The organism is Comamonas sp. C24C, assembly GCF_053345995.1.
In genome coordinates, this window is record NZ_JBKFBC010000015.1 from 132443 (window position 1) to 154705 (window position 22263).

The 22263-nt window shown below is 64.5% G+C and carries 18 protein-coding genes; 13 read left to right on the top strand and 5 right to left on the bottom strand.

What is annotated here, in order from left to right; all coding sequences use genetic code 11:
* Positions 1-5: 5 nt before the first annotated feature.
* Genes ACLBXN_RS22870 through ACLBXN_RS22880 form a run of 3 tightly spaced genes read right to left on the bottom strand, consistent with a single transcriptional unit; the run spans position 6 to position 4230 of the window.
* The gene (locus ACLBXN_RS22870) at positions 6-1301 is read right to left on the bottom strand and encodes a c-type cytochrome (RefSeq protein ID WP_447613665.1); all 1296 of its coding nucleotides are present in this window, start codon (positions 1299-1301) and stop codon (positions 6-8) included.
* Between the two features lie 23 nt (positions 1302-1324).
* Entirely contained in the window at positions 1325-3619 is a 2295-nt protein-coding gene (locus tag ACLBXN_RS22875) for a molybdopterin cofactor-binding domain-containing protein (protein ID WP_447613666.1), read from the bottom strand.
* A 2-nt stretch (positions 3620-3621) separates the two neighbouring features.
* On the bottom strand, positions 3622-4230 hold the full coding sequence (locus tag ACLBXN_RS22880) for a (2Fe-2S)-binding protein (RefSeq protein ID WP_211456803.1): 609 nt from the start codon (positions 4228-4230) through the stop codon (positions 3622-3624).
* Between the two features lie 412 nt (positions 4231-4642).
* On the opposite strand from ACLBXN_RS22880, the gene ACLBXN_RS22885 reads away from it, so the two are divergent.
* Together ACLBXN_RS22885 and ACLBXN_RS22890 are read left to right on the top strand one after the other, a co-directional pair.
* The gene (locus ACLBXN_RS22885; protein ID WP_003062636.1) at positions 4643-5122 is read left to right on the top strand and encodes a VOC family protein; all 480 of its coding nucleotides are present in this window, start codon (positions 4643-4645) and stop codon (positions 5120-5122) included.
* A 285-nt stretch (positions 5123-5407) separates the two neighbouring features.
* Entirely contained in the window at positions 5408-6466 is a 1059-nt protein-coding gene (locus ACLBXN_RS22890; RefSeq protein WP_447613667.1) for a 3-keto-5-aminohexanoate cleavage protein, read from the top strand.
* A gap of 427 nt (positions 6467-6893) precedes the next feature.
* Here the strand turns inward: ACLBXN_RS22890 and ACLBXN_RS22895 are convergent, their stop codons facing one another.
* Positions 6894-7736, bottom strand: a complete 843-nt coding sequence (locus ACLBXN_RS22895) for a TauD/TfdA dioxygenase family protein (RefSeq protein ID WP_003052153.1) — start codon at positions 7734-7736, stop codon at positions 6894-6896.
* 349 nt (positions 7737-8085) lie between these two features.
* Between ACLBXN_RS22895 and ACLBXN_RS22900 the strand changes: the two genes are divergently transcribed.
* Positions 8086-9102 carry an AraC family transcriptional regulator gene (locus ACLBXN_RS22900; RefSeq protein ID WP_343678286.1) on the top strand — a complete coding sequence of 339 codons (1017 nt, stop codon included), beginning with the start codon at positions 8086-8088 and terminating at the stop codon, positions 9100-9102.
* 73 nt (positions 9103-9175) lie between these two features.
* On the opposite strand, the gene ACLBXN_RS22905 is transcribed toward ACLBXN_RS22900, so the two are convergent.
* Positions 9176-10093 carry a LysR family transcriptional regulator gene (locus ACLBXN_RS22905; RefSeq protein WP_167005125.1) on the bottom strand — a complete coding sequence of 306 codons (918 nt, stop codon included), beginning with the start codon at positions 10091-10093 and terminating at the stop codon, positions 9176-9178.
* A 112-nt stretch (positions 10094-10205) separates the two neighbouring features.
* On the opposite strand from ACLBXN_RS22905, the gene ACLBXN_RS22910 reads away from it, so the two are divergent.
* The 10 genes from ACLBXN_RS22910 to ACLBXN_RS22955 all read left to right on the top strand — a co-directional run.
* A complete protein-coding gene (locus tag ACLBXN_RS22910) occupies positions 10206-12323 on the top strand; it encodes a 3-hydroxyacyl-CoA dehydrogenase NAD-binding domain-containing protein (RefSeq protein ID WP_447613668.1) in 2118 nt (705 codons plus the stop codon).
* A 261-nt stretch (positions 12324-12584) separates the two neighbouring features.
* Positions 12585-13781 carry an acetyl-CoA C-acyltransferase gene (locus ACLBXN_RS22915; RefSeq protein WP_447613669.1) on the top strand — a complete coding sequence of 399 codons (1197 nt, stop codon included), beginning with the start codon at positions 12585-12587 and terminating at the stop codon, positions 13779-13781.
* Positions 13782-13938: 157 nt separating this feature from the next.
* Complete coding sequence (locus tag ACLBXN_RS22920) at positions 13939-15138, top strand: acyl-CoA dehydrogenase family protein (RefSeq protein WP_447613670.1); 1200 nt, start codon at positions 13939-13941, stop codon at positions 15136-15138.
* 140 nt (positions 15139-15278) lie between these two features.
* On the top strand, positions 15279-16412 hold the full coding sequence (locus ACLBXN_RS22925; RefSeq protein WP_447613671.1) for an acyl-CoA dehydrogenase family protein: 1134 nt from the start codon (positions 15279-15281) through the stop codon (positions 16410-16412).
* A 47-nt stretch (positions 16413-16459) separates the two neighbouring features.
* Positions 16460-17251 (top strand): oxepin-CoA hydrolase, alternative type, encoded by a 792-nt coding sequence (locus ACLBXN_RS22930; protein WP_447613672.1) that lies wholly within the window; start codon positions 16460-16462, stop codon positions 17249-17251.
* Between the two features lie 39 nt (positions 17252-17290).
* Positions 17291-18544 (top strand): CaiB/BaiF CoA transferase family protein, encoded by a 1254-nt coding sequence (locus tag ACLBXN_RS22935; protein WP_211456795.1) that lies wholly within the window; start codon positions 17291-17293, stop codon positions 18542-18544.
* Between the two features lie 78 nt (positions 18545-18622).
* Complete coding sequence (locus ACLBXN_RS22940; protein WP_407714050.1) at positions 18623-19639, top strand: Bug family tripartite tricarboxylate transporter substrate binding protein; 1017 nt, start codon at positions 18623-18625, stop codon at positions 19637-19639.
* A 212-nt stretch (positions 19640-19851) separates the two neighbouring features.
* Positions 19852-20865, top strand: coding sequence for a Bug family tripartite tricarboxylate transporter substrate binding protein (locus ACLBXN_RS22945; RefSeq protein ID WP_447613673.1), 1014 nt, complete (start codon positions 19852-19854; stop codon positions 20863-20865).
* Between the two features lie 7 nt (positions 20866-20872).
* Entirely contained in the window at positions 20873-21847 is a 975-nt protein-coding gene (locus ACLBXN_RS22950; RefSeq protein ID WP_211456793.1) for an NAD(P)H-dependent flavin oxidoreductase, read from the top strand.
* 36 nt (positions 21848-21883) lie between these two features.
* Positions 21884-22263, top strand: a 380-nt coding sequence (locus tag ACLBXN_RS22955; protein ID WP_447613674.1) for an electron transfer flavoprotein subunit beta/FixA family protein, incomplete at its 3' end; no start/stop codon positions are given.

The window sequence follows — 22263 nt, forward strand, 5'->3', positions numbered from 1 at the left end:
TGCTGTCAATGCGCCTGGGTCTGCTTGCGCAGCTGGCCTACCTTGGCAGGCAGGTCCTTCCACTCGTCCACGCCGTACTGGGCACGCATGGTGTTGAGCAGGGTGGCGATCTGTGCATCGCTGAGCGCATGGCGGAAGGCCGGCATGGTGCCCAGGTCGGCATGGGCCGGATGCTGCACGCCTTCAAGCACGGCCATGATGGCGTTGTCGGGCGATGCAGAGTGCAGGCTGGTGCTCAGCGCCAGCTGGGGACGCACGCCGAAGCTGCTGCCCGAGGGGTCTGCCTTGTGGCAAGCCATGCAGGCGCCCTGATACAGGCGATAGCCTTCGGCATCGAGTGCCAGCTTGGGCTTGGCGGTCTTCTCTTCGATGAGTGCCTTGGCATCGCCAGGGGCGGCGTCGGCCTTGCGGTAGCTCATCAGATAGGTGGCAATGGCGTCGAGGTCGGCATCGCTTTGCTGCGACAGGCCGTGGGCCACGGGAGCCATGGGGCCGGCTGCCACACTGTGACGGGCCGAGAAGCCGGTCTTCATGTAGTCGACCAGATCCTGCTTGGTCCAGGGCAGGGGCGAGGCCGTCTTGTCCGTCAGAGCGGGGGCATCCCAGCCTTCGGCGCTGCCGCCGGTCAGGTGGAACTCACCCGTTTTCTCGGCGGCCAGGCCGTTGCGCGGTGTGTGGCAGGCGCTGCAGTGACCCAGGCCTTCGACCAGGTAGGCACCGCGATTCCACTCGGGAGCCTGCTTTTCATCGTCCTTGACGACGCCGGGCTTGAGGTAGAGCCAGTTCCAGGCCGCAATGCCGCGGCGCACGTTGTAGGGGAAGTTCAGCGCCGTCTTGGGCGGCTGGTTCTCTACGGCGGGCTCGCTCATCAGAAAGGCGTACAAGGCCTTCATGTCCTCATCCGTCACGCGGCTGAAGGCCGTGTAGGGGAAGGCGGGGTAGAGGTACTGGCCTTCGCGGTCCACGCCGTGGCGCATGGCGCGCTCGAAGGCTTCATAGCTCCAGCTGCCGATACCGGTCTGCAGATCGGGCGTGATGTTGCTGGTGTAGATGGTGCCGAAGGGGCTGGGCATGGCCAGACCGCCTGCGTTGGTCTTGCCGTTGGCTGCCGTGTGGCAGACGGCGCAGTCGCCCATGGCGGCCAGCAGCTTGCCCTTGGCAATCTGCTGGGGCGTGAAGTCGGCAGCGGGAATGGCTGACTGGGGCGCAATCTCGCCCTGATGGGTGAGAGCCAGGCCGGCGGCAGCCAGCACGACCACTACAGCCGCACCGCCCGCCAGAATCTTTTGGAACGTTCGCATATCTATGTTCTTTATCGGTGGAGTCACTTGGACGAGGCGGCGCCGCTCTTGGCTGCCTTGAGCGCGGCCAGCACGCGGCTGGGCGTGAACGGCACTTCCAGCAGGCGCACGCCGGTGGCGTCAAAGATGGCGTTGGCCACGGCGGCGGCGCTGGGCACGGAGGCCGATTCGCCGGCGCCCATGGGCGCCTCGTTGGGGCGCTCGACCAGCAGCGAGTCGATCTCGGGCAGTTCGTCAAAGCGCAGGATGGGGTAGCCGCCCCATTCCACGGAGGTGACGCCGCTCTTGTCGAAGGTGACGAACTCCTTGAGCACGCGGCTGGTGGACTGCACCACGTTGCCGTGCACCTGATGACGCACGCCTGCGGGGTTGACCATGGCACCGGTGTCCTGGGCGACAAAGACCTTGTCGACCTTGACTTCGCCGGTTTCGCGGTCCACGGTCACGTCGACCACCCAGGTCGCCCAGGCCGCACCGTAGCCGGGGAACTTGCTGTGGAAGTAGCGGGCATAGGCAAAGCCGCGACCCTTGACCAGGCGCTGGTCGTCCGGTGCCGCATTGCGCCGGGCCGGGCCTTCCTGCCAGTTGCACTGCTTCTTGGCTTCGGCAATCAGCGCCACGGCACGCGGGTCCTTGAGATAGCGCAGACGGTATTCGATGGGGTCGGCCTTGGCCAGGTAGGCGCATTCGTCGATCCAGGACTCATGGGCGAACACATTGGGCAAGGCGGAGACGCCACGCATCCACGAGGCGCGCACGATGGGCACGGCGTCCTGGGAGATCACGCGCATCTTGGGGTACTCGTACTGCGGGATGGCCGTGCGGTCGCCCATTTGCTGGGCCTCGATCTTGGCGGACACCTTGCCTGTCAGGATCAGGGCCAGCGCCGAGGCGTTGTTCGAGGGGTAGCAGGTGCGCAGCTCGTAGGCGGCCACATTGTTCTGCTCGTCCAGGCCGCCGCGCACGCGAATCAGCTGGCCCGTGCCCTTGGGCTCCCAGCCGGCTTCCTGCTCGCGCATCAGCTGCACGCGCACGGGCTTGCCCACGGCGGCCGACATCAGCACCGCATCCGAGCAGACGTCGTCCGCGCAATTGCGGCCGTAGCAGCCGGAGGCTTCGAGGCGGGTGACGTTGATGTTGTCGGCATTCACGTCCATGAGCTTGGCAATGTCCTTGCACACGTCGTGAGGGTTTTGCGAGCCGGTCCAGACCTGGATCTGGCCGTTGCCCACTTGGGCAATCGCACAGGACGGGCCGATGGAGCCGTGAGCGTGATAGGGCCAGACATAGTCGCGGGTCAGCGCAGTCTTGACCTGCTCGACGGCCTGCAGCGCGCCTTCGTCTTCCTGCAGCACGCGGTCGGTCTTGGCGTGGTCCACCAGGGTCTGGTGCAGGCCGCTCAGCGACATATCGGGCAGGCCGTTCCATTCCTTCCAGGTGACCTTGAGCTGGCGCATGGCAGCGATGGCCTGCTCTTCACGCTCGGCCACCACGCCCACGAAGTCGCCCTTGACCACGACCTTGACGATGCCGGGCAGATGGGCGATGGACTTTTCGTCCACCGACACCAGGCTGGAGCCCAGGGGCGCCGTGGCATCGGCACCGGTGTAGGGAGGACGGATCACGCGACCGTGCAGCATGCCGGGCACGCGCAGGTCGTGGATATAGGTCAGCGCGCCCAGCACCTTGTTGGGGATGTCCACGCGCTGCACCGATTTGCCGATGTACTCGAAGCCCGACTTGCGCAGCTCGATCTTGTCGTCGACCTCGATCTGCAGATCCTGACCCTGAACCAGCTCGCCATAGCCGTAGCGCTTGCCGCCGGCGATGACAAAGCCTTTCTGGGTGGTGATGCGGTCAGCGGGAACACCGGACTTTTCGCTGGCCAGCTTGATCAGCAGCTGACGCACCTGCGCTGCGGCATGGCGCATGGGCAGGGACGAAACCTGAATGGTGTTGCTGGCAATGGTGGGGCCCAGATCCGGGGTGCGGGCGGTGTGGCCCAGCACCATGGTCACGGCGGCAAAGTCCACATACAGCTCGTCGGCCACCAGTTGGCCCAGAGCCGTGCGCACGCCCGTGCCCAGGTCCACGTGGCCGTTGTAGGCCGTGACGGAGCCGTCGGCGCCAATCGCGATGAAGCTGTCCACCAGCTTGGCCGAGGGAATGGGGAACGCGCCCTTGGCAGCCGCTTCGGGGGCGGTCTGGGCCATCAGCAGATGGCCGCCTGCCACGGAGCCGACCATCAGCATGCCGCCGGCCTTGAGCAGCTGGCGACGAGTCAGTTGAGCGTGATTGTCTTTGGTGAAGAATTTCATGATCAGGCAGCCTTTGCGGTGGTGGATGCGCCGGCGGCGGGAAGGGCCGGGCTGTGGCCCTTGGCAATCAGCTCGCGGGCGCGGGCGGCGGCCTGCATGATTTCCACATGGGTGCCGCAGCGGCACAGATGGCCGGACAGGGCGTGCCTGATTTCTTCGTCGCTGGCCTTGGGCTGCTGGTTGAACAGGGCGACCAGCGCCATGATCATTCCGTTGGTGCAGTAGCCGCACTGCGCAGCCTGTGCATCGACAAAGGCTTGCTGCACCACGTGCAGGGTGTAGGTACGCGGGGTGGCTGGCGCCTTTGTCTCGGCGGCGCTGACATCCAGCACGGCGCGGTCCTGCAGGGCCTGCGCGTTGGCGGCCTTGCTGGCGTCAGGCGACAGGCCTTCCAGCGTGGTGACTTTCTTGCCGTCGACCGCCTTCAGAGGCACGGAGCAGGAGCGCGCCACCTTGCCGTCGATCAGTACGGCGCAGGCACCGCACTCGCCCAGGCCGCAGCCGAACTTGGGGCCGTTGAGCTGCATGTCATTGCGCAGCACATACAAAAGAGGTGTGTCGGCAGCGGCGCTTTGCGCGTCCACTTCCTGGCCGTTCAGAGTGAATTTCATGACGTAGGTTTCAAGTGTCAGTCTTATATATGTGTAGTCAATTATATGACTAGACAAAAATAAAGGTGCCTCGCTTGATATAAAGCAGATTCGATTGCTCTGGTGTGCGCTAGCGAGGGGGTAAGCAGATCGGTGCCGAGCGGCGGCTTCAGCGTTCCGGCGTGCGGCCCCGCGCGCACCGCAAACGGTCCGGGCCGCAGCCGTGGCGAGGGCCGGACTGCCAGGCTGTTCGGCAGGGGATGACCCTGCGCTCCTGATATGGGGATTGAAGCGCTGGGGAAATGCGGCTTCAATGCACAGACGCCGAAAGCCGCCGGTGCATAGGCGCACGGTGCACCGGTGCCTCGATAGCGAGGGGTCCGCAGTCTGCGGGTTTGCAGACATTCATCAGTCCCTGTTCAGGAGAGCCAAGATGGTCAGCAAAAACACGATTTGTCTCTGGTACGAAGGCGAGGCCCTGGAAGCCGCCAGGTTCTACGCCCAGACCTTTCCCGACAGCGCCGTGGGCGCGGTCCACCATGCGCCGGGCGACTATCCGTCCGGCAAGCAGGGCGATGTGTTGACGGTCGAATTCACGGTCATGGGCATCCCCTGCCTGGGGCTGAATGGCGGCCCTGTCTTCAAGCACAACGAGGCGTTTTCGTTTCAGGTCGCGACGGACGATCAGGAGGAAACGGACCGGCTGTGGAATGCCATCGTCGGCAACGGCGGCCAGGAAAGCCAGTGCGGGTGGTGCAAGGACCGCTGGGGGTTGTCCTGGCAGATCACGCCGCGCGTGCTGACCACGGCCATTGCCGACCCGGACCGCGCGGCCGCCAGACGGGCTTTTGAAGCCATGATGGAGATGAGAAAGATCGATATCGCCGCCATCGAGGCTGCCTGGCGCGGCTAGGCGGCCGGCAGCGATCGCAAGGCCGGGCTGCATTCATCGTCGCGGCCGGCCCGAGGGTGCATCGGGGCGCCCGCATGCGCTGGCGCACTTTGCCAAGACTCGAACGTCTTAGGGCAAACGCTTTGCGAACAGCTCTCCTACAGTGAAATTGCTTTCAATTTCGACGATCCGGTACCTGCCGGCCGGTGTTGCCCATGTCTTCTGAATGCCTGGCGGCATTGCACAGGGCGGGTAAGCCGCGCCCGTGGTTGTGCGTCGAAGCCTGCATTCACTTGGAGACATGTCATGAACTTTCTCGACGGCCATCTATTCCCTGAAAACCAGCAGCCCCTGATCATCACGGCGGCGCCCTATGCACCGGGCTGGCTGCCTTCGGACTTCCCTGAAGACATTCCCGTCAGCATGGAGGCGCAGATCCAGAAAGCCGTGGACTGCTATAACGCGGGCGCCACGGTGCTGCACCTGCATGTGCGCGAGCTGGACGGCAAGGGCAGCAAGCGCCTGTCCAAGTTCAATGAGCTGATCTCCGGCGTGCGCAAGGCCGTGCCCGAGATGATCATCCAGGTCGGCGGCTCCATCAGCTTTGCACCCGAGGACGAAGGTCAGGCGGCCAAATGGCTCTCCGACGACACCCGCCACATGCTGGCCGATCTGGACCCGGTGCCCGATCAGGTGACCGTGACGGTGAACACCTCGCAGATGAACGTGACCGATCAGGCCGAAGACGCGGACTTTGCGGGCACCTCGCGCGCCAATCCCACGCTGTTCAATGCCTACAAGGAAATGACCGTGCCTGCCCAGCCGGGCTGGGTGGAGGAGCATGTGCGCCGCCTGACCAAGGCCGGCATCCAGAGCGCCTTCCAGTGCTACAACCTGAACAGCTTCGAGTCGGTGGAGCGCCTGATGCGCCGCGGCTTCTACATGGGCCCGCTGGTCATGAACTGGGTGGCGATTGCCGGCGGCATGGACACGCCCAGCCTGTACAGCCTGGCCAACTTTGTGCGCGCCGTGCCCGATGGCGCCGTGCTGACCGTGGAAAGCAATGTGCGCAATGTGCTGCCCGTGAACATGTGGGGCATTGCCGCCGGTCTGCATGTGCGCTGCGGCACCGAGGACTGCCTGTGGAACCAGGCGCGCACCGAGAAGGCCAGCACGGTCTCGCAGATCGAGCAGCTGGTGCGCATCTCGCGCGAATTCGGTCGCCCTGTCGCCACTGCCAAGGAGGCGCGCGAGATCAGCCAGATCGGCGTGTTCTACGACAGCGTGGAGGAAAGCCTGGCCGCCAACGGCTTTGCGCCCAACCGGCCCGGCGCCAACCAGGGGTTCCTCAGGAAGACCTCCTGATCCTCCGGAGCCGGCTTTGCCGAATCTGAACCGACATGCGCAAGAGGCCTCCATCGGGAGGCCTTTTTCATGTCCGGATGATGGTGGGCAGGCCCGCAAGAATGGCTGCGGCAAGGTCGGGGCAGGGCCTGATGCCGCAGCCCGAAAGCGCCTGGGCCGGGTCAGGCCCCGTCAAACGGAAAGGGGGCACGGTATGCGCGCCAGGCGCCACGGTGCGGCCGACGCAAGACAGCGCCGCGCATTCATACTGTCGGAGATGAAGGAAAAATAATAGCTGCCTGCGCTTGTTTCCAAAGCGTTTCAGGCAGCTATGGCTTTGCTTTAAAGAGTAGGAAAGCGATGCCAGCTATTGTTTTTGTGCAGCACCGCTGTGCGACGGCGCCGGTGGCTGGAATGGCTGGTCAGAGAAGCGGCTCGGATAGCGCGCTCAGAAAGGCTTGTCGCCGATGATGGCTGCACGCTCCATCTTGCGCGCCGCGGGCCAGTAGTCCTGCACGGCGTAATGCTGGGTGCAGCGGTTGTCCCACATGGCGACGCTGCCGGGCTTCCAGCGAAAGCGCACCTGGTACTCGGGGATGGCCGCCTGGCTGATCAGATAGTTCAGCAGCATGCTGGCGCCCGGCGTCTTGTCCTGGCCATAGCGCACGTTCTCGGGCGTGTGGTAGTTGGCAAAGTGGGTGGTGAAGCTGCAGACGTAGAGAACCTTCTCGCCGGTTTCGGGGTGGGTACGCACCACGGGATGCTCGACCGGAGGATGCTGGCGGCCCAGCTCCAGGCGCTTGTCTTCGGGCATGACGGCACCGAAGCCATGCTCGATGCTGGACTTGGCCTTGAGGCCGTCGATCTTCTGCTTGATGTCCTCGGGCAGGTTGCGGTAGGCCTCGGCCATATTGACCCAGATGGTGTCGCCGCCGACGGCCGGGCCTTCGATGCAGCGCAGCACGCAGCCCATGGTCGGGTTCTCGCGCCACTGGCCGTCGCTGTGATAGGTGTTCTCGTAGTTTTCGCGCTTTTCGCTGCGGTAGATCTGCACCAGGCCGGGGTGCTCGGGGTCGCTGCCGGCCACGGGGTGGTCTTCCAGATCGCCGAAGTGGCGGGCAAAGCCCACATGCTCGGCCCGCGTGATGTCCTGATCGCGGAAGAACAGCACCTTGTGCTGCAGCAGCAGGGCGCGAATCTCCTCGGCCAGGCCCTTGTCGCGGGACGCGTCGCCGAGGTGGATGTCGGAAACCTCAGCACCGATGCTGCAGGTCAGTTGTTCGACTTTCATGGTCTTCTCCTAAGTTCCCGGCAAGGCCTTGATGCAGGGCACCGCCGTCTGATGGAAAAATTCTCGGCGCAGCCACAGCACCGGGGCTTGACCGATCGCGTCAGCTTGTTGCCCTCTTGGGTGGGCCAAAGGAAAACCCTAGGCAGTGACAGAGAGCGTCATGAGTAGGGGGCATCGGCATGCCGGGCGCTTCCAGTGGTCGCGATCTACTGGTATCCATCGATTGACCAGTCATCCCGATATTGATAAACATCAATGTCCGAAATTGCAGGTTGCCCCAGGTCCTGTTTCCCTCCATGAAATCCGGGCCTGTCGCGCAGGACCCGGGTCAACCGTTTTCCAGGTCACGATGAAGCCCCGTATCCGAAGTGTCAGCCTGTGCAAATACGCCAAGGTGGCGAACGAGCTCGGCATCGACCCGCTGCGCATGTTCCGCCAGGTGGGGCTGGATCACAGCTGTCTGAGCTCTCCCGATCTCATGGTTCCCGAAGCTGCATTTGCGCAGTTGCTCGAGGCGTCGTCCGCCCAGGCCGGGCAGGCGTCGCTGGGCCTGCTCATGGGCTCGCATTGGCGTCTGTCCGACTTCGGGCCGATCAGCCTGCTGCTGCAGCACCAGGCCAGCCTCTCCAGCATGCTCAAGACCTTCAAGGACTATGACCACATGATCAGCACCACCGTGGGCACCGAGGTGGTGACCCAGGGGCGCTATTCCATCATTCAGCTGAACCTGGATACCGAGCGCGAGAACCCGGGGCGCCACCCGGTGGAGCTGGGCATCACGGCGCTGATGAGCCTGTGCCGCTATCAGCTGGGCAAGCACTGGAGTCCGGCCAGCATCCACTTCTCGCACAGCGCACCGGGCAGCACCCTGAACCATCGCCGCGTGCTGGGCAGCGAGATCGTGTTCGGCTCGGACTTCGATGGCATCGTGGTGAGCAACGAGGATCTGGAGGCCGTCGATGCCGATCACGACAGCCTCATGGAGAGCCACGCCCGCAGCCTGATGGAGAACCATGCACCCCGGCCCATGGCCCGGTCGCTGGAGCAGCAGGTGCGCAGCACCTTGCAGTCGCTGCTGCCCCACGGGCGCCACAGCATCGCCCATGTGGCCGGTGCGCTTGGCTACACGGCCCGCTCGCTGCAGCGCCATCTCGAAACCCAGAACACCAGCTTTCAGGAAACCCTGGACGCCGTGCGCAGCCAGGCCGCGCTGCGTGCGCTGCAGAATCCGCAGCTGTCGGTGAGCGAAGCGGCAGCCCAGGCCGGCTTTGCCGAGAACAGCTCGTTCACGCGCTGGTTCAGCAAGCATTTTCAGCAAAGCCCCAGCAGCTGGCGTCAGCAGAATCTGAGCCGCAGGCTGTCCTGAGAACGCAAGCCGGTTCCAAGACTTCTTTCCGGATGAAGACGCCAGCCTGCGCGCTGGCGTTTTGCGTTGCGGCTCAGGGCTGGGGCGTCACGGCCAGCCGGCTGGCTTCGGGCTGGGCCTTGGCCAGCAGAAAATCGATACAGGTGCGCACGGCCTTGGTCTGGTGCCGGTTGGGCAGGTAGAGCAGATACATATGGGTGCCGAAGATGCTGAGCCGGTACTCGTCCAGCGTGCTCAGTACCTCGCCCGTGGCCAGCTTGTCCTGCACCACATAGTCGGGCACCAGGCCCACACCCAGACCGGCCAGGATGCCGTCGCGCAGAAAAGGGAAATGCTCGGAGATCATGGTGGGCTCCAGCATCACCTCGTGGCGCTCGGCACCCAGGTAGGCGGCCAGGCGCAACTGCCGCCCCGTGACACCGGCGGTGATCAGCGGGCTGGCGCGCAGCGCATGCAGGGTTCTGGGCAGGCCGTGGGTCTGGGCGTATTCGCGCGAGGCACAGGCCAGGTAGCGCACCGTGCCCATGCTGCGCGCCACCAGGGACAGGGGCGGCTCCTGGATCACGCGCACGATGATGTCCACATCGTCGCGCAGATTGTCGGCCCGGTTCTCGAACAGCACGTCGAGCACGATGCCCGGGTACAGGCGCTTGAACTCGATCAGCCATTCGCTCATCACGATCTGGCCGTAGCCGCTGGGCACGCTGATGCCCACGCGACCCTGCAGGCTCTGGCCCAGCGCCGTGATGGCCTCGCGTGCGGCCAGCATTTCGTTGTGGATGTTGCGCCCGTGCTCGTACAGGCGCATGCCGATCTCCGTGGGCTCCACGCGGCGCGTGGTGCGCTTGACCAGTTGCACGCCCGCTGCCTTTTCCAGCTGGGTCAGGTGATAGCTCACATTGGCACGCGTCATCTTGAGCTTGCGCGCGGCCTGGCTGAGATTGCCGCTATCAATGATTTCGACCAGCAGGGTCAGCGATTGCGAGTCCATGGCGTGTTTGTCTAATTTTCTTTGACAGTCTGTCAATGATTCATGGGATTGTTAGAAAACATTGTCGTCGTAAAAATAAAGCCCATTCCATAAAGAGATTCAGGAGACTCGCATGACCGCCGAAGCCAGCACTTCTGTCGTTGAACTCAAGCAAGACGGTGACGTCCTGCTCGTCAGCGTCAACAATCCGCCCGTCAATGCGCTGGGCGCTGCCGTGCGCCAGGGTCTGATGGCGGCCATGGAGCAGGCCGATGCCAGTGCCGCGGTCAAGGCCGTGGTGATCGTGGGTCAGGGCAAGGCGTTCATCGCCGGTGCCGATATCCGCGAATTCGGCAAGCCACCGGTCCAGCCTTTCCTGCCCGACGTCTGCAACCGTATCGAGGCCTGCAGCAAGCCCGTGGTGGCCGTGATTCATGGCGCGGCACTGGGTGGCGGTCTGGAGATCGCCATGTCGGCGCATTACCGCCTGGCGCTGCCTGGCGCGAAGCTGGGTCTGCCCGAAGTCTCTCTGGGTCTGGTTCCCGGCGCCGGCGGCACCCAGCGTGCACCGCGCCTGATGGGCGTGAAGGCCGCGACCGAGCTGATGCTCAGCGGCCAGCAGATCGGCGCCAAGGCCGGACTGGCAGCCGGCCTGGTGGACAAGCTGGACGATGGCGCGGATCCCGTCGCCGCGGGCCTGGCCTATGCGCGTGAGTTGCTGGCCCAGGGCGCGCCGCTGCGTCCCGTCAGCGCCACGCCGGGTCGTCTGGCCGACAAGGCCGCAGCCCAGGCGGAACTCGATGCGCTGCGTGCCGACACCGCCAAGAAGTCGCGCGGCCTGTTCTCGCCGCTGAAGATCATTGATTGCGTGCAAGCCGCTCTGGATCTGCCTTTTGCCGAAGGCCTGAAGTTCGAGCGTGCCCAGTTTCTGGCCTGTATCGACAGCCCGCAGCGCGCTGGCCTGATCCATGCCTTCTTTGCCGAGCGCGAGACGGCCAAGATTCCCGAAGCCCGTGCCGCCCAGCCGCGCGCCTTCAGCAAGATTGCCATCATCGGCGGCGGCACCATGGGCGCGGGCATCACCGTCTCTGCGCTGGATGCCGGTCTGGTCGTGACCATGATCGAGCGCGACGCCGAATCCATCGCACGCGGCCAGGCCAATGTGGAGAAGGTCTACAACGGCCTGATCGCCAAGGGCCGCATGAGCGAGGAGGCCAAGGCCGCCATCATGGCGCGCTATACGCCCTCGACCCGCTATGACGACATTGCCGACGTGGATCTGGTGATCGAGGCGGTCTTCGAAGACCTGGAAGTCAAGAAGGCCGTGTTCAAGGAACTGGACCGCGTCTGCAAGAGCGGCGCCGTGCTGGCCACCAACACCTCGTATCTGGACATCGATGCGATTGCCGCCGTCACCAGCCGCCCGCAGGATGTGATCGGTCTGCACTTCTTCAGCCCGGCCAACATCATGAAGCTGCTGGAGATCGTCGTGCCCGCCAAGGTGGCGCCCGATGTGGTGACCACGGCCTTCGAGTTGGCCAAGAAGATGAAGAAGGTGCCGGTGCGCGCCGGCGTCTGCGACGGCTTTATCGGCAACCGCATTCTGGCCACTTACAAGCAGGCCGCCGACTACCTGATGGAAGACGGTGCCAGCCCCTACGAGATCGACGAGGCCGTGCGCGGCTTCGGCTTTGCCATGGGGCCCTTCCAGGTCACCGACCTGGCCGGCGGCGATATCGGCTGGGCCACGCGCAAGCGCCGTGCTGCCACGCGCGACCCCAAGGCCCGTTATGTGGAGATTGCCGACCGCATCTGTGAAAACGGCTGGTTCGGCCAGAAGACGGGACGCGGCTTTTACCTCTATCCGCAAGGCGCGCGCATCGGTCAGCCTGATCCCGAAGTGCTGGCGATTGTGGATGCCGAGCGCGCCAAGAAGGGCGTGACGCCGCGCTCGTTCACGGCCGAGGACATCATGCGCCGCTACATGGCCGCCATGGTCAACGAAGGTGCCAAGGTGGTGGGCGAGGGCATTGCGCTGCGCCCGCTGGATGTGGACGTGACCTTTATCTCCGGCTACGGCTTTCCGCGCCACCGCGGCGGCCCCATGAAATGGGCCGATATGCAGGGCCTTCCCAAGGTGCTGGCCGATATCGAGGCCTTTGCCAAGGAAGACGCGCTGTTCTGGAAGCCCGCGCCGCTGCTGCAGAAGCTGGTGGCCGAGGGCAAGGACTTCGAAAGCTTGAACAAGTAACACCCCTGAGCCGCTGCGCGGCTTCCCCTCTCTCTTCGGGAGGGGACGACGCCATCGCCTGGGCGGCCCCGCCGCGAGGCGGCTCTTGCTCGGCGTCTCGCGCTTGGAGTGCGCCAGTTTTTATCGCCCAGTTAATTAAAAAAAAGTAGCTGCTATCGCTTTATTTGTATTGATTTCAGTATGAAAAGTATCTGAAAGCTATGAATGAAAAGCGAAGACAGCTATCAAAAATAGTTTTCAACATTCACAGAGACAAGCACCATGCGTGAAGCCGTTATCGTTTCCACCGCCCGCACACCGCTGACCAAGTCGCATCGCGGCGAGTTCAACGTCACTCCCGCCGCCCAGCTGGCTGCTTTCTCCGTCAAGGCGGCGGTGGAGCGCTCGGGTGTCGATCCCGAAATGATCGAGGATCTGATTCTGGGCTGCGGCAACCCCGACGGTTTCCAGGGCCGCAATCTGGGTCGCCAGACCGTGTTGCGCGCCGGGCTGCCGCTGTCGATCGCCGGCACCACCATCACGCGTTTTTGCGCCTCGGGTCTGCAATCCATCGCCATCGCGGCGGGTCGCGTCGTGGCCGAGGGTGTGGACGTGATGCTGGCCGGCGGTATCGAAACCATCTCCGGCATCCGGGCCGGCAACAACCTGCCCACCGACATGGACCCCTGGCTGGTGGAGCACAAGCCCGAGCTGTACATGGCCATGATCGACACCGCCGATGTGGTCGCCAAGCGCTACGGCATCACGCGTGAAGACCAGGATGCGTTTTCGCTGCAAAGCCAGCAGCGCACGGCTGCGGCCCAGGCCGCCGATCTGTTCAAGGACGAGATCATTGCCTGCTCCACACGCATGATGGAGAAGAACAAGGAAACCGGCGAAGTCACCTACCGCGACGTGGTCGCCACGCAGGACAACTGCAACCGCGCCAGCACCACGCTGGAGGGGCTGGCCAAGCTGGAGCCTGTGAAGGGCCCTGGCAACTTCATCACGGCCGGCAATGCCTCGCAGCTGTCCGACGGCTCCAGCGCCTGCGTGGTGATGGAAGCCACGCTGGCAGAGCGTCTGGGCCTCAAGCCCCTGGGCGCTTTCCGCGGCTTTGCCGTGGCCGGCTGCGAGCCTGACGAGATGGGCATTGGCCCCGTGTTTGCCGTACCCAAGCTGCTCAAGCGCCACGGCCTCACGGTGGATGACATCGACCTCTGGGAACTGAACGAAGCCTTTGCCTCGCAGGCCCTGTATTGCCAGCGTCAGCTGGGCATTCCCAACGAGCGCCTGAATGTCAACGGCGGCGCGATTTCCATCGGCCACCCCTTCGGCATGACGGGTGCACGCCTGACCGGCCACATCCTGCTCGAAGGCCAGCGCCGCAAGGCCCGCAATCCCCAGGTCAAGTACGGCGTGGTGACCATGTGCATCGCCGGCGGCATGGGTGCTGCTGGCCTGTTCGAGATTTTCTAAACACCCCTGAGCGGCTGGCGCCGCTTCCCCCTCTCTCTTCGGGAGGGGGACGACGCCTTTGCTGCGAGACGGCTCTTGCTCGGCGCCTCTGGTTCAGAGCGTGTCGGTGTCAGAGGCTGCAAAGGCGCGCTGCGCCATGGATTACCAGGAAATAGCAATGGATTTGCAATTCACCCCCCAGGAAGAGGCGTTTCGCGCCGAAGTGCAGGCTTTTCTCAAGGAAAAGCTGCCCAAGCATATTTCGCTCAAGATCAAGGCCGGCCAGCGTCTGAGCAAGGCCGATCAGGACGAGTGGCATGCCATCCTCAACGAGCGCGGCTGGTATGCGAATCACTGGCCCCAGGAGCATGGCGGCCCGGGCTGGGGAGCGGTCGAGAAGTTCATCTTCGACACCGAATGCGCGCTGGCCGGCGGTCCGCGCATCGTGCCCTTCGGCGTGAACATGCTCGGGCCGGTGCTGATCAAGTACGGCAACGAGCAGCAAAAGAAGCACTGGCTGCCGCGCATTCTGAGCGGGCAGGACTGGTGGTGCCAGGGCTATTCCGAGCCCGGCGCGGGCTCCGATCTGGCTTCGGTGAAGACCACGGCCGTGCGCGATGGAGACTTCTACATCGTCAACGGCCAGAAGACCTGGACCACCCAGGGCCAGCACGCCAACATGATCTTCTGCCTGGTGCGCACCAACCGCGAGGCCAAGGCCCAGGCCGGCATCAGCTTTTTGCTGGTGGACATGAACAGCCCCGGCGTGGAGCTGCGTCCCATCCGCACGCTGGACGGTGACAAGGAAGTCAACGAAGTCTTCTTCACCGATGTGAAGGTGCCGGTCGAGAATCTGGTGGGCGAGGAAAACCGGGGCTGGACCTATGCCAAGTATCTGCTGACCTACGAGCGCACCGGCATTGCGGGCGTGGGCTTTTGCATCTCGGCCCTGGCCAAGCTCAAGGTCATCGCCGCCAAGGTGCACAAGAACGGCCAGCCGCTGAACCGGGACCCGCTGTTCGCCGCCCGCATGGCGCGCGTCGAGATCGACCTGGAGAACATGAAGACCACCAATCTGCGCGTGATCGCTGCCGTTGCCGGTGGTGGCGTGCCCGGTGCGGAAAGCTCCATGCTGAAAATCCGTGGCACCGAGATCCGCCAGGAGATCCTGTCGCTGATCCGCCGTGCCATGGGCGTGTATGCCGTGCCCTATATCGACGAGGCCCAGTACGAAGGCTATGACCAGGCGCCCCTGGGCGGTATCGACGAAGCCGCCACGGCCTCGGCCAACTACTTCAACTACCGCAAGCTGTCGATCTTCGGTGGCTCCAACGAAATCCAGAAGAACATCATCTCCAAGATGATTCTGGGCTTGTGAAATCCCCCCTGAGTCGCTGCGTGCCTTCCCCCCGGGGGGGACGACGCCCTCGCTGCGGGGCGGCCCTTGCTGGGCGTCCCTGGCGAACCGGGCGGTGGCATGCGACACCGATTCGTTCGATTGGGTAGAGAGAATTTGTCATGAACTTCACACACACCGAAGACCGCCGCATGCTGGCGGACAGCCTGAACCGCTTTGTTTCTGAGCAGTACGGCATCGAGCAGCGCAACCATTTGGCCTATGGCGCAGAAGGTCACAGCCCCGCGCTGTATGCGCAATTTGCCGAGCTGGGTGCGATCGGCGCGCTGTTTCCCGAAGCGGTGGGCGGCTTTGGCGGCTCGGGCTTTGACATCAGCGTGGTGTTCGAGGCACTGGGCCGCGGCCTGGTGGCCGAGCCGCTGCTGGGCGCGCTGGTCGTGGGCCAGGCGCTGATTGCGGCCGGCACCGAAGCGCAGAAGCGCCTGCTGGATGACATCATCGCCGGCAGCGCGATCACCGCTCTGGCGCACGACGAACCAGGCAGCCACTACGAGCTCAACAAGGTCACGGCCACCGCGGTCAGGACCGCCACGGGCTGGGTTCTCAACGGCGCCAAGAGCGTGGTCGCCTTTGGCGAAAAAGCCGATCTGCTGCTGGTGTCCGCGCGCACCGCAGGCGGCATGTTCGATACTGCCGGCATCAGCCTGTTCCTGGTCGACGGCAAGGCCGCCGGTATCGCCAAGCGCGGCTATAGCCGCATGGAAGGCGGCCGCGCCGCCGAGCTGACTTTCGAGAATGTGCAGCTGGCCGAGGATGCGCTGCTGGGTGCCGAGGGGCAGGGCCATGGCGTGCTCGAGCATGTTCAGGGATTTGCCTTGCTGGCGCTGGCTGCCGAGGCGCTGGGCGCCATGGATGTGGCCAAGCAGAACACACTGGAGTATCTGCAGACGCGCAAGCAGTTCGGCGTGGCCATCGGCAGCTTCCAGGCGCTGCAGCACCGCATGGCCGATCTGCTGCTGGAGGTGGAGCAGGTGCGTTCCACCGTCATCAATGCGGCCGATGCCATCGACAACGCCCAGGGCACGCAGCGCGAGAAGATGCTGTCTGCTGCCAAGTACACCGTGGGCTCCGTGGGGACCCTGGTGGCCGAGGAAAGCATACAGATGCATGGCGGCATCGGCATGACCTGGGAGCTGCCGCTGGCGCATTACGCCAAGCGACTGATCATGATCGACCACCAGTTTGGCGACGAGGACCATCACCTGGCGCGTTTCATGGCCTTGACGCAGGCCTGAGCTTCGGGGCTAAGTTGCTGCGGTTTCGCTAGACATGGAGAACATCAATGAGTGACGCTTTGCTGATTCGCCGCGAAGGTGCCGTGCTGGTGCTGAGCAATAACAACCCGGCTGCGCGCAATGCGTTGTCGCCCGCGTTCTACGCGGCCGTCACGACCGCGCTGGCGGAGGCTGCGGCTGACGCCAGTGTGGGCGCGGTCGTGCTCACGGGCGAGGGCGGGCATTTCTGCGCCGGTGGCGATCTGCGCCAATTGGCCGGACGCCGGGAGCTGCCGCTGGAGCAGCGCCGTGAAAAGCTCGAAGGCCTGCATGACCTGATTCGCGCCGTGCGCGACTGTCCCAAGCCTGTCATCGCTGCCGTCGAAGGCGCGGCGGCGGGCGCTGGCCTGTCGCTGGCCCTGGCCTGCGATATGCTGGTGGCCGCCCGCAACAGCCTGTTCTCCGTGGCCTATGTGAAGGTGGGGTTGACGCCCGACGGCGGTGCCACGGCCTTTCTGGCCGAGTTCGTCTCGCGCCAGGTGCTGACCGAGCTGTGTCTGACCGGAGAGCGCATCAGCGGCGAACGCCTGCACGCCCTGGGGCCCGTCAACCGGCTGGCCGAGCCCGGCCAGGCCCTGGCCGATGCCGTCGCGCTGGCCGCGCAGATCGCGACCGGACCGGACCAGGCCATGGCCCTGATCAAGGATCTGTGCCGCCAGGCACCGCGCAACACGCTGGAGCAGCAGCTGGAGCTGGAGGCGCAGCACATGGTGCGCTCCCAGGGCAGCGAGGAATCCCGTGAAGGCATTGCCGCCTTTCTCGAAAAGCGCAGCGCCGATTTCAACAAATTGCGTGCTTGAGCGCTCGACAAAACCAAGATTTTCAAGGAGACAAGGCTCATGGCCGACAGCAATACCGAACAGAACCAGGACATCGACTTCCCGCTGGAAGGAGTGAAGGTACTCGATCTGTCGCGCGTCTTCGCCGGGCCGCTGTGCGGCATGGTGCTGGCCGACTTCGGCGCCGAGGTGGTCAAGGTCGAGCACCCGGGCCGTGGCGACGATACGCGCGACTGGGGCATGCGCATCGGCAAGACCGAGACCACCTACTACAACAGCATGAACCGCAACAAGCGGTCCATCACGCTGGATCTGCAGACACCCGAGGGCGTGAAGATCGTCCACGAGCTGCTGCCCCAGTTCGACGTGGTGATCCACAACTTCAAGACCGGCGGCGCCGAGAAGCTGGGCCTGGGCTATGAACAGCTCAAGGCGATCAAGCCCGACCTGATCTATTGCGCCGTGGCTGGCTACGACAGTAGCGGCCCCGAGGCCAAGCGTCCCGGCTACGACCTGGTGATCCAGGGGGAGGCGGGCCTGATGGCGCTCAACGGCGATGCCAACATGCCGCCGCTCAAGTTCGGCGTGGCCGTGGTGGATCTCGTCACCGGCATGTATGCAGCCCAGGCCGTGCTGGCAGCCTTGTTCCGCCGCGACCGCACGGGCAAGGGCCGGCTCATCGAGATGGCGCTGTACGACAGCGGCATCACGGTCACCGGCTACTACGGCCTGGATGCCCTGCAGCTGGGCCACGATCCCGAGCGCTACGGCAATGCTCACCCCTCCATCGTGCCCTACGGCATGTACGAGGCCGCCGACGGGCCGTTGATCATCGCCGTGGGCAATAACAGCCAGTTCGACAAATTCTGCCGCCAGGTCGTGCTGCGTCCCGACATCGTCGAGGATCAGCGCTTTTCCACCAACGTCAACCGTGCCAGAAACCGTCTGGAGCTGCTGCCGATGCTCAAGGAGCTGATTGGCAGCTTCCCGCGCGATCTGCTGCTGGAGCGCCTGACGGCCGCCGGCATTCCCTGCGGCCGCGTGGCCGGCCTGCACGAAGCCCTGACCAGCGAGCGCACGCGCCGCAGCGGCCTGCTGCGCGACATGCCCCATCCTGTGGCCGGCACCACGCCCGTGTTCGCGCCGCCCTACCGTCTGGACGGTCAGCGTCTGCCCATCCGCCATGCGCCGCCCACGCTGGGTGAGGGCACGCGCGAAGTGCTGCAGCGCCTGCTGACGCTCGATGATGCGCAATTGCAGGACCTGCAGGCCAAGGGCGTTCTCACGCTGCCCCAGGAACCTGCATCGAGTTGATTTTTTAGGCCGGGCACCGGACCACATCAAGCCGCACAAGACGGCAAACAAAGACAGCGACTTCATAGGAGACAAACCATGAGCATCCCAGTCACACGCCGCGATCTTCTGCAAGGGCTGGCCGCCATCGGCGGCGGCAGTCTGCTGGTCACGGGCGCCAGTAGCGCCTTCGCACAGGCCGGCAAGCCGGCATGGCCCAGCAAGCCCATCCGCGTGGTCGTGCCCTTCAACGCAGGGGGCGCCACCGACATCATGGCGCGCACCATCGGCGAGGTGCTGGCCAAGCGCCTGGGTCAGCCCGTGGTGGTGGACAACAAGGCCGGTGCGGCCGGCATCCTCGGCACCGATGCCGTGGCCAAGGCAGCGCCCGATGGCCATACGTTGCTGCTGTCGCTCAGCACCTCCATGCTGATCAACCAGTTCCTCTATACCAAGCTGCCCTACAACCCGCAAAAGGACATCGCGCTGATCACCCAGGTCGCAGCGGCGCCCGTCACGCTGGTGGTCCATCCTTCGGTGCCTGCCAACAATATGAAGGAGCTGCTGGCCTATGTGAAAGCACACAAGGGCAAGCTGTCCTATGGCTCCTGGGGCGTGGGCTCGTACGCCCATCTGGCCGGTGCCTATATGAGCAAGACCATGGATGCCGACATGAACCACGCCGCTTACAAGGGCGAGGCACCCATGATCCAGGAGCTGATCGGCGGCCAGCTGCAGCTGTGCTTTTCCAGCGCGCTCAACACCAAGCCTTTCATCGATTCCGGCCGTCTCAAGGCCATCGGCGTGACCGGCAAGGAGCGCATGGAAATCCTGCCCAAGCTGCCGACCATCTTCGAGCAGGGAGTGACCGACGACGCCTATTCGATCTACGGCTGGGTGGCCATGGGTGCGCCTGCGGGAACGCCCAAGGAGGTCGTGGATCAGCTCTATGGCCACCTGCGCGAGATCATCAAGGACCCCAAGGTGCTGGAGCGCATCACGGGTGCCGGCTTCATCCCCATGATGAACAGCCCCCAGGCCTTCCGCGACAACTACCAGCGCGATATGCCGATCTGGAAGGCGCTGGTGGAGCAAGCTGGCGCCAAGCTTGATTGACCCCCCTGAGTCGCTTCGCTCCTTCCCCCTTGAAGGGGGACGACACCCTCGCTGCGAGGCGGCTCTTGCTCGGTGTCCCGCGCTTGCGCCGCGACAGTTTCATAGGTTGCGGGTGGCGCGCAACGCTATGGATCACTGAGTGACTGATTTTTACGGCCTGCGGCAGCGGGCCACCACCGACGACTGCTGAGACAGCTTTGACAGGAGACTTCATGCACAAGCGCAATCCCGCACTCCAGGCCTGCACCAGCCGGCGCAGCGTTCTGGCCCTGGCCGCCGCGCCGTTGCTGGCCGGCCTGGCCGGAGGTGCACTGGCCGAGACCGACTGGCCCACCAAGATGCTGCGCCTGGTCGTGCCGTTCCCCGCAGGCGGTCCCACCGATACGGCATCGCGCATCGTGGGCCAGAAGCTGGGCGAGCGCCTCAAGCAGACCGTGGTCGTGGAAAACCGTCCCGGTGCCTCGGGCTCCATCGCGGCCGTTCAGGTCGCCAAGAGCCCGGCCGACGGCTACACGCTGATGATGCTGGCCACGCCCACGCTGCTGGCGCCCCATCTGTACAAGAAGGCCGGCTACGACACCGTCAAGGATTTCGCGCCCGTGGCCACGGTCTATGACCTGCCCATCGTCATCGTGGTCAACCCTGCGCTGCTGCCCGATGTCACCGACCTCAAGAGCCTGATCGCGCACGCCAAGGCCCAGAAGTCAGCACTCAACTACACCAGCTCGGGGGCCGGCAGCTTCGGTCATCTGAGCATGGAGCTGCTCAAGCAGATGGCCGGCTTCGACATGCAGCATGTGCCCTACAAGGGCGGCGTGCCCGCCATCACCGACACCATCGGCGGCCAGGTGCCCATCATGTATGCCGACCTTGTGGCCGCGCTGCCTCATATCCAGGCCGGCAAGCTGCGTGCCATCGCCGTGGGCTCGCCCCAGCGCGTGAGCATGCTGCCCGACATCAAGACCATTGCCGAGCAGGGCATCAAGGGCTATGACGCCGTTTCCTGGGGCGGTCTGCTCGCACCCAAGGGTACGCCCAAGGCTGTGGTCGAGCGCATCGCCTCTGAGGTCCAGCAGATACTGGCTGACAAGGATGTCCAGAGCAAGCTGCTCCACGCGGGCGCCATCGCCACCTTCCAGAATCCCGTCCAGCTGGGCCAGCGCATTCAGCAGGACTACACGCGCTGGGGACAGCTGATCCGCGACAAGGGCATTGCAGTGGAGTAACACGGACATGAAAACACGCATCACCGAACTCTTTGGCATAGAGCACCCCATCATCCAGGGTGGCATGCACCATGTGGGCCTGGCCGAGCTGGCCGCCGCCGTCTCCAACGCCGGGGGACTGGGCATCATCACGGGCCTGACCCAGCGCACGCCCGAGCTGCTGGCACGCGAGATCGCGCGCTGCCGCGAGATGACGGACAAGCCCTTTGGCGTCAACCTGACCTTTCTCCCCTCGGTCAACCCGCCCGACTATCCGGGCTATGTCAAGGCCATCATCGAAGGCGGTGTCAAGGTGGTCGAGACGGCCGGCAACAACCCGCAGAAATGGCTGCCCGCGCTCAAGGAAGCTGGCATCAAGGTGATTCACAAGTGCACCTCGGTGCGTCACGCACTCAAGGCCGAGGCCATCGGTTGCGATGCCATCAGCGTGGACGGCTTCGAATGCGGCGGCCATCCGGGCGAGGACGACATCCCCAACTTCATCCTGCTGCCGCGCGCTGCAGAAGAACTGAAGATTCCCTTTGTCGCCTCGGGCGGCATGGCCGACGGCCGGTCGCTGGTGGCCGCGCTGGCGCTGGGCGCCGAAGGCATCAATATGGGCACGCGCTTCATTGCCACGCAGGAGGCGCCCGTGCACGCCAAGGTCAAGCAGGCCATCGTGGCGGCCAGCGAGCTCGACACCCGTTTGGTCATGCGTCCGCTGCGCAACACCGAGCGCGTGCTGACCAACTCCGCCACCGAACGCCTGCTGCAAAAGGAGCGCGAGCTGGGCGCGGCCATCACCTTTGCCGACATCGCGCCCGAAGTGGCCGGCGTCTATCCGCGCATCATGCACGACGGCGACATGGACGCAGGCGTCTGGTCCTGCGGCATGGTTGCAGGCCTGATCCACGATGTGCCGACGGTGGCGCAGCTGATCACCGGCATCATGGACCAGGCCCATGCACTGATCAACGAGCGGCTCGCGGGACTGGCCCGCTAAGCCTTTCACTCTTCAAAACCAGGAAAGAGCTTTCTCATGAAAATCCTTGTACCCGTCAAACGTGTCGTGGACTACAACGTCAAGGTCCGCGTGAAGTCGGACGGCACGGGTGTGGACATCGCCAACGTCAAGATGAGCATGAACCCCTTTGACGAAATCGCCGTCGAAGAAGCCGTGCGCCTGAAGGAAAAAGGCGTGGTCACCGAAGTCATCGCCGTCTCCTGCGGCGTGGCCCAGTGCCAGGAAACCCTGCGCACGGCCATGGCCATCGGTGCCGATCGCGGCATTCTGGTCGAGACCGATGTCGAGCTGCAGCCCCTGGCAGTGGCCAAGCTGCTCAAGGCCCTGGTGGACAAGGAGCAACCCGGTCTGGTCATCTGCGGCAAGCAGGCCATCGACGACGATGCCAACCAGAC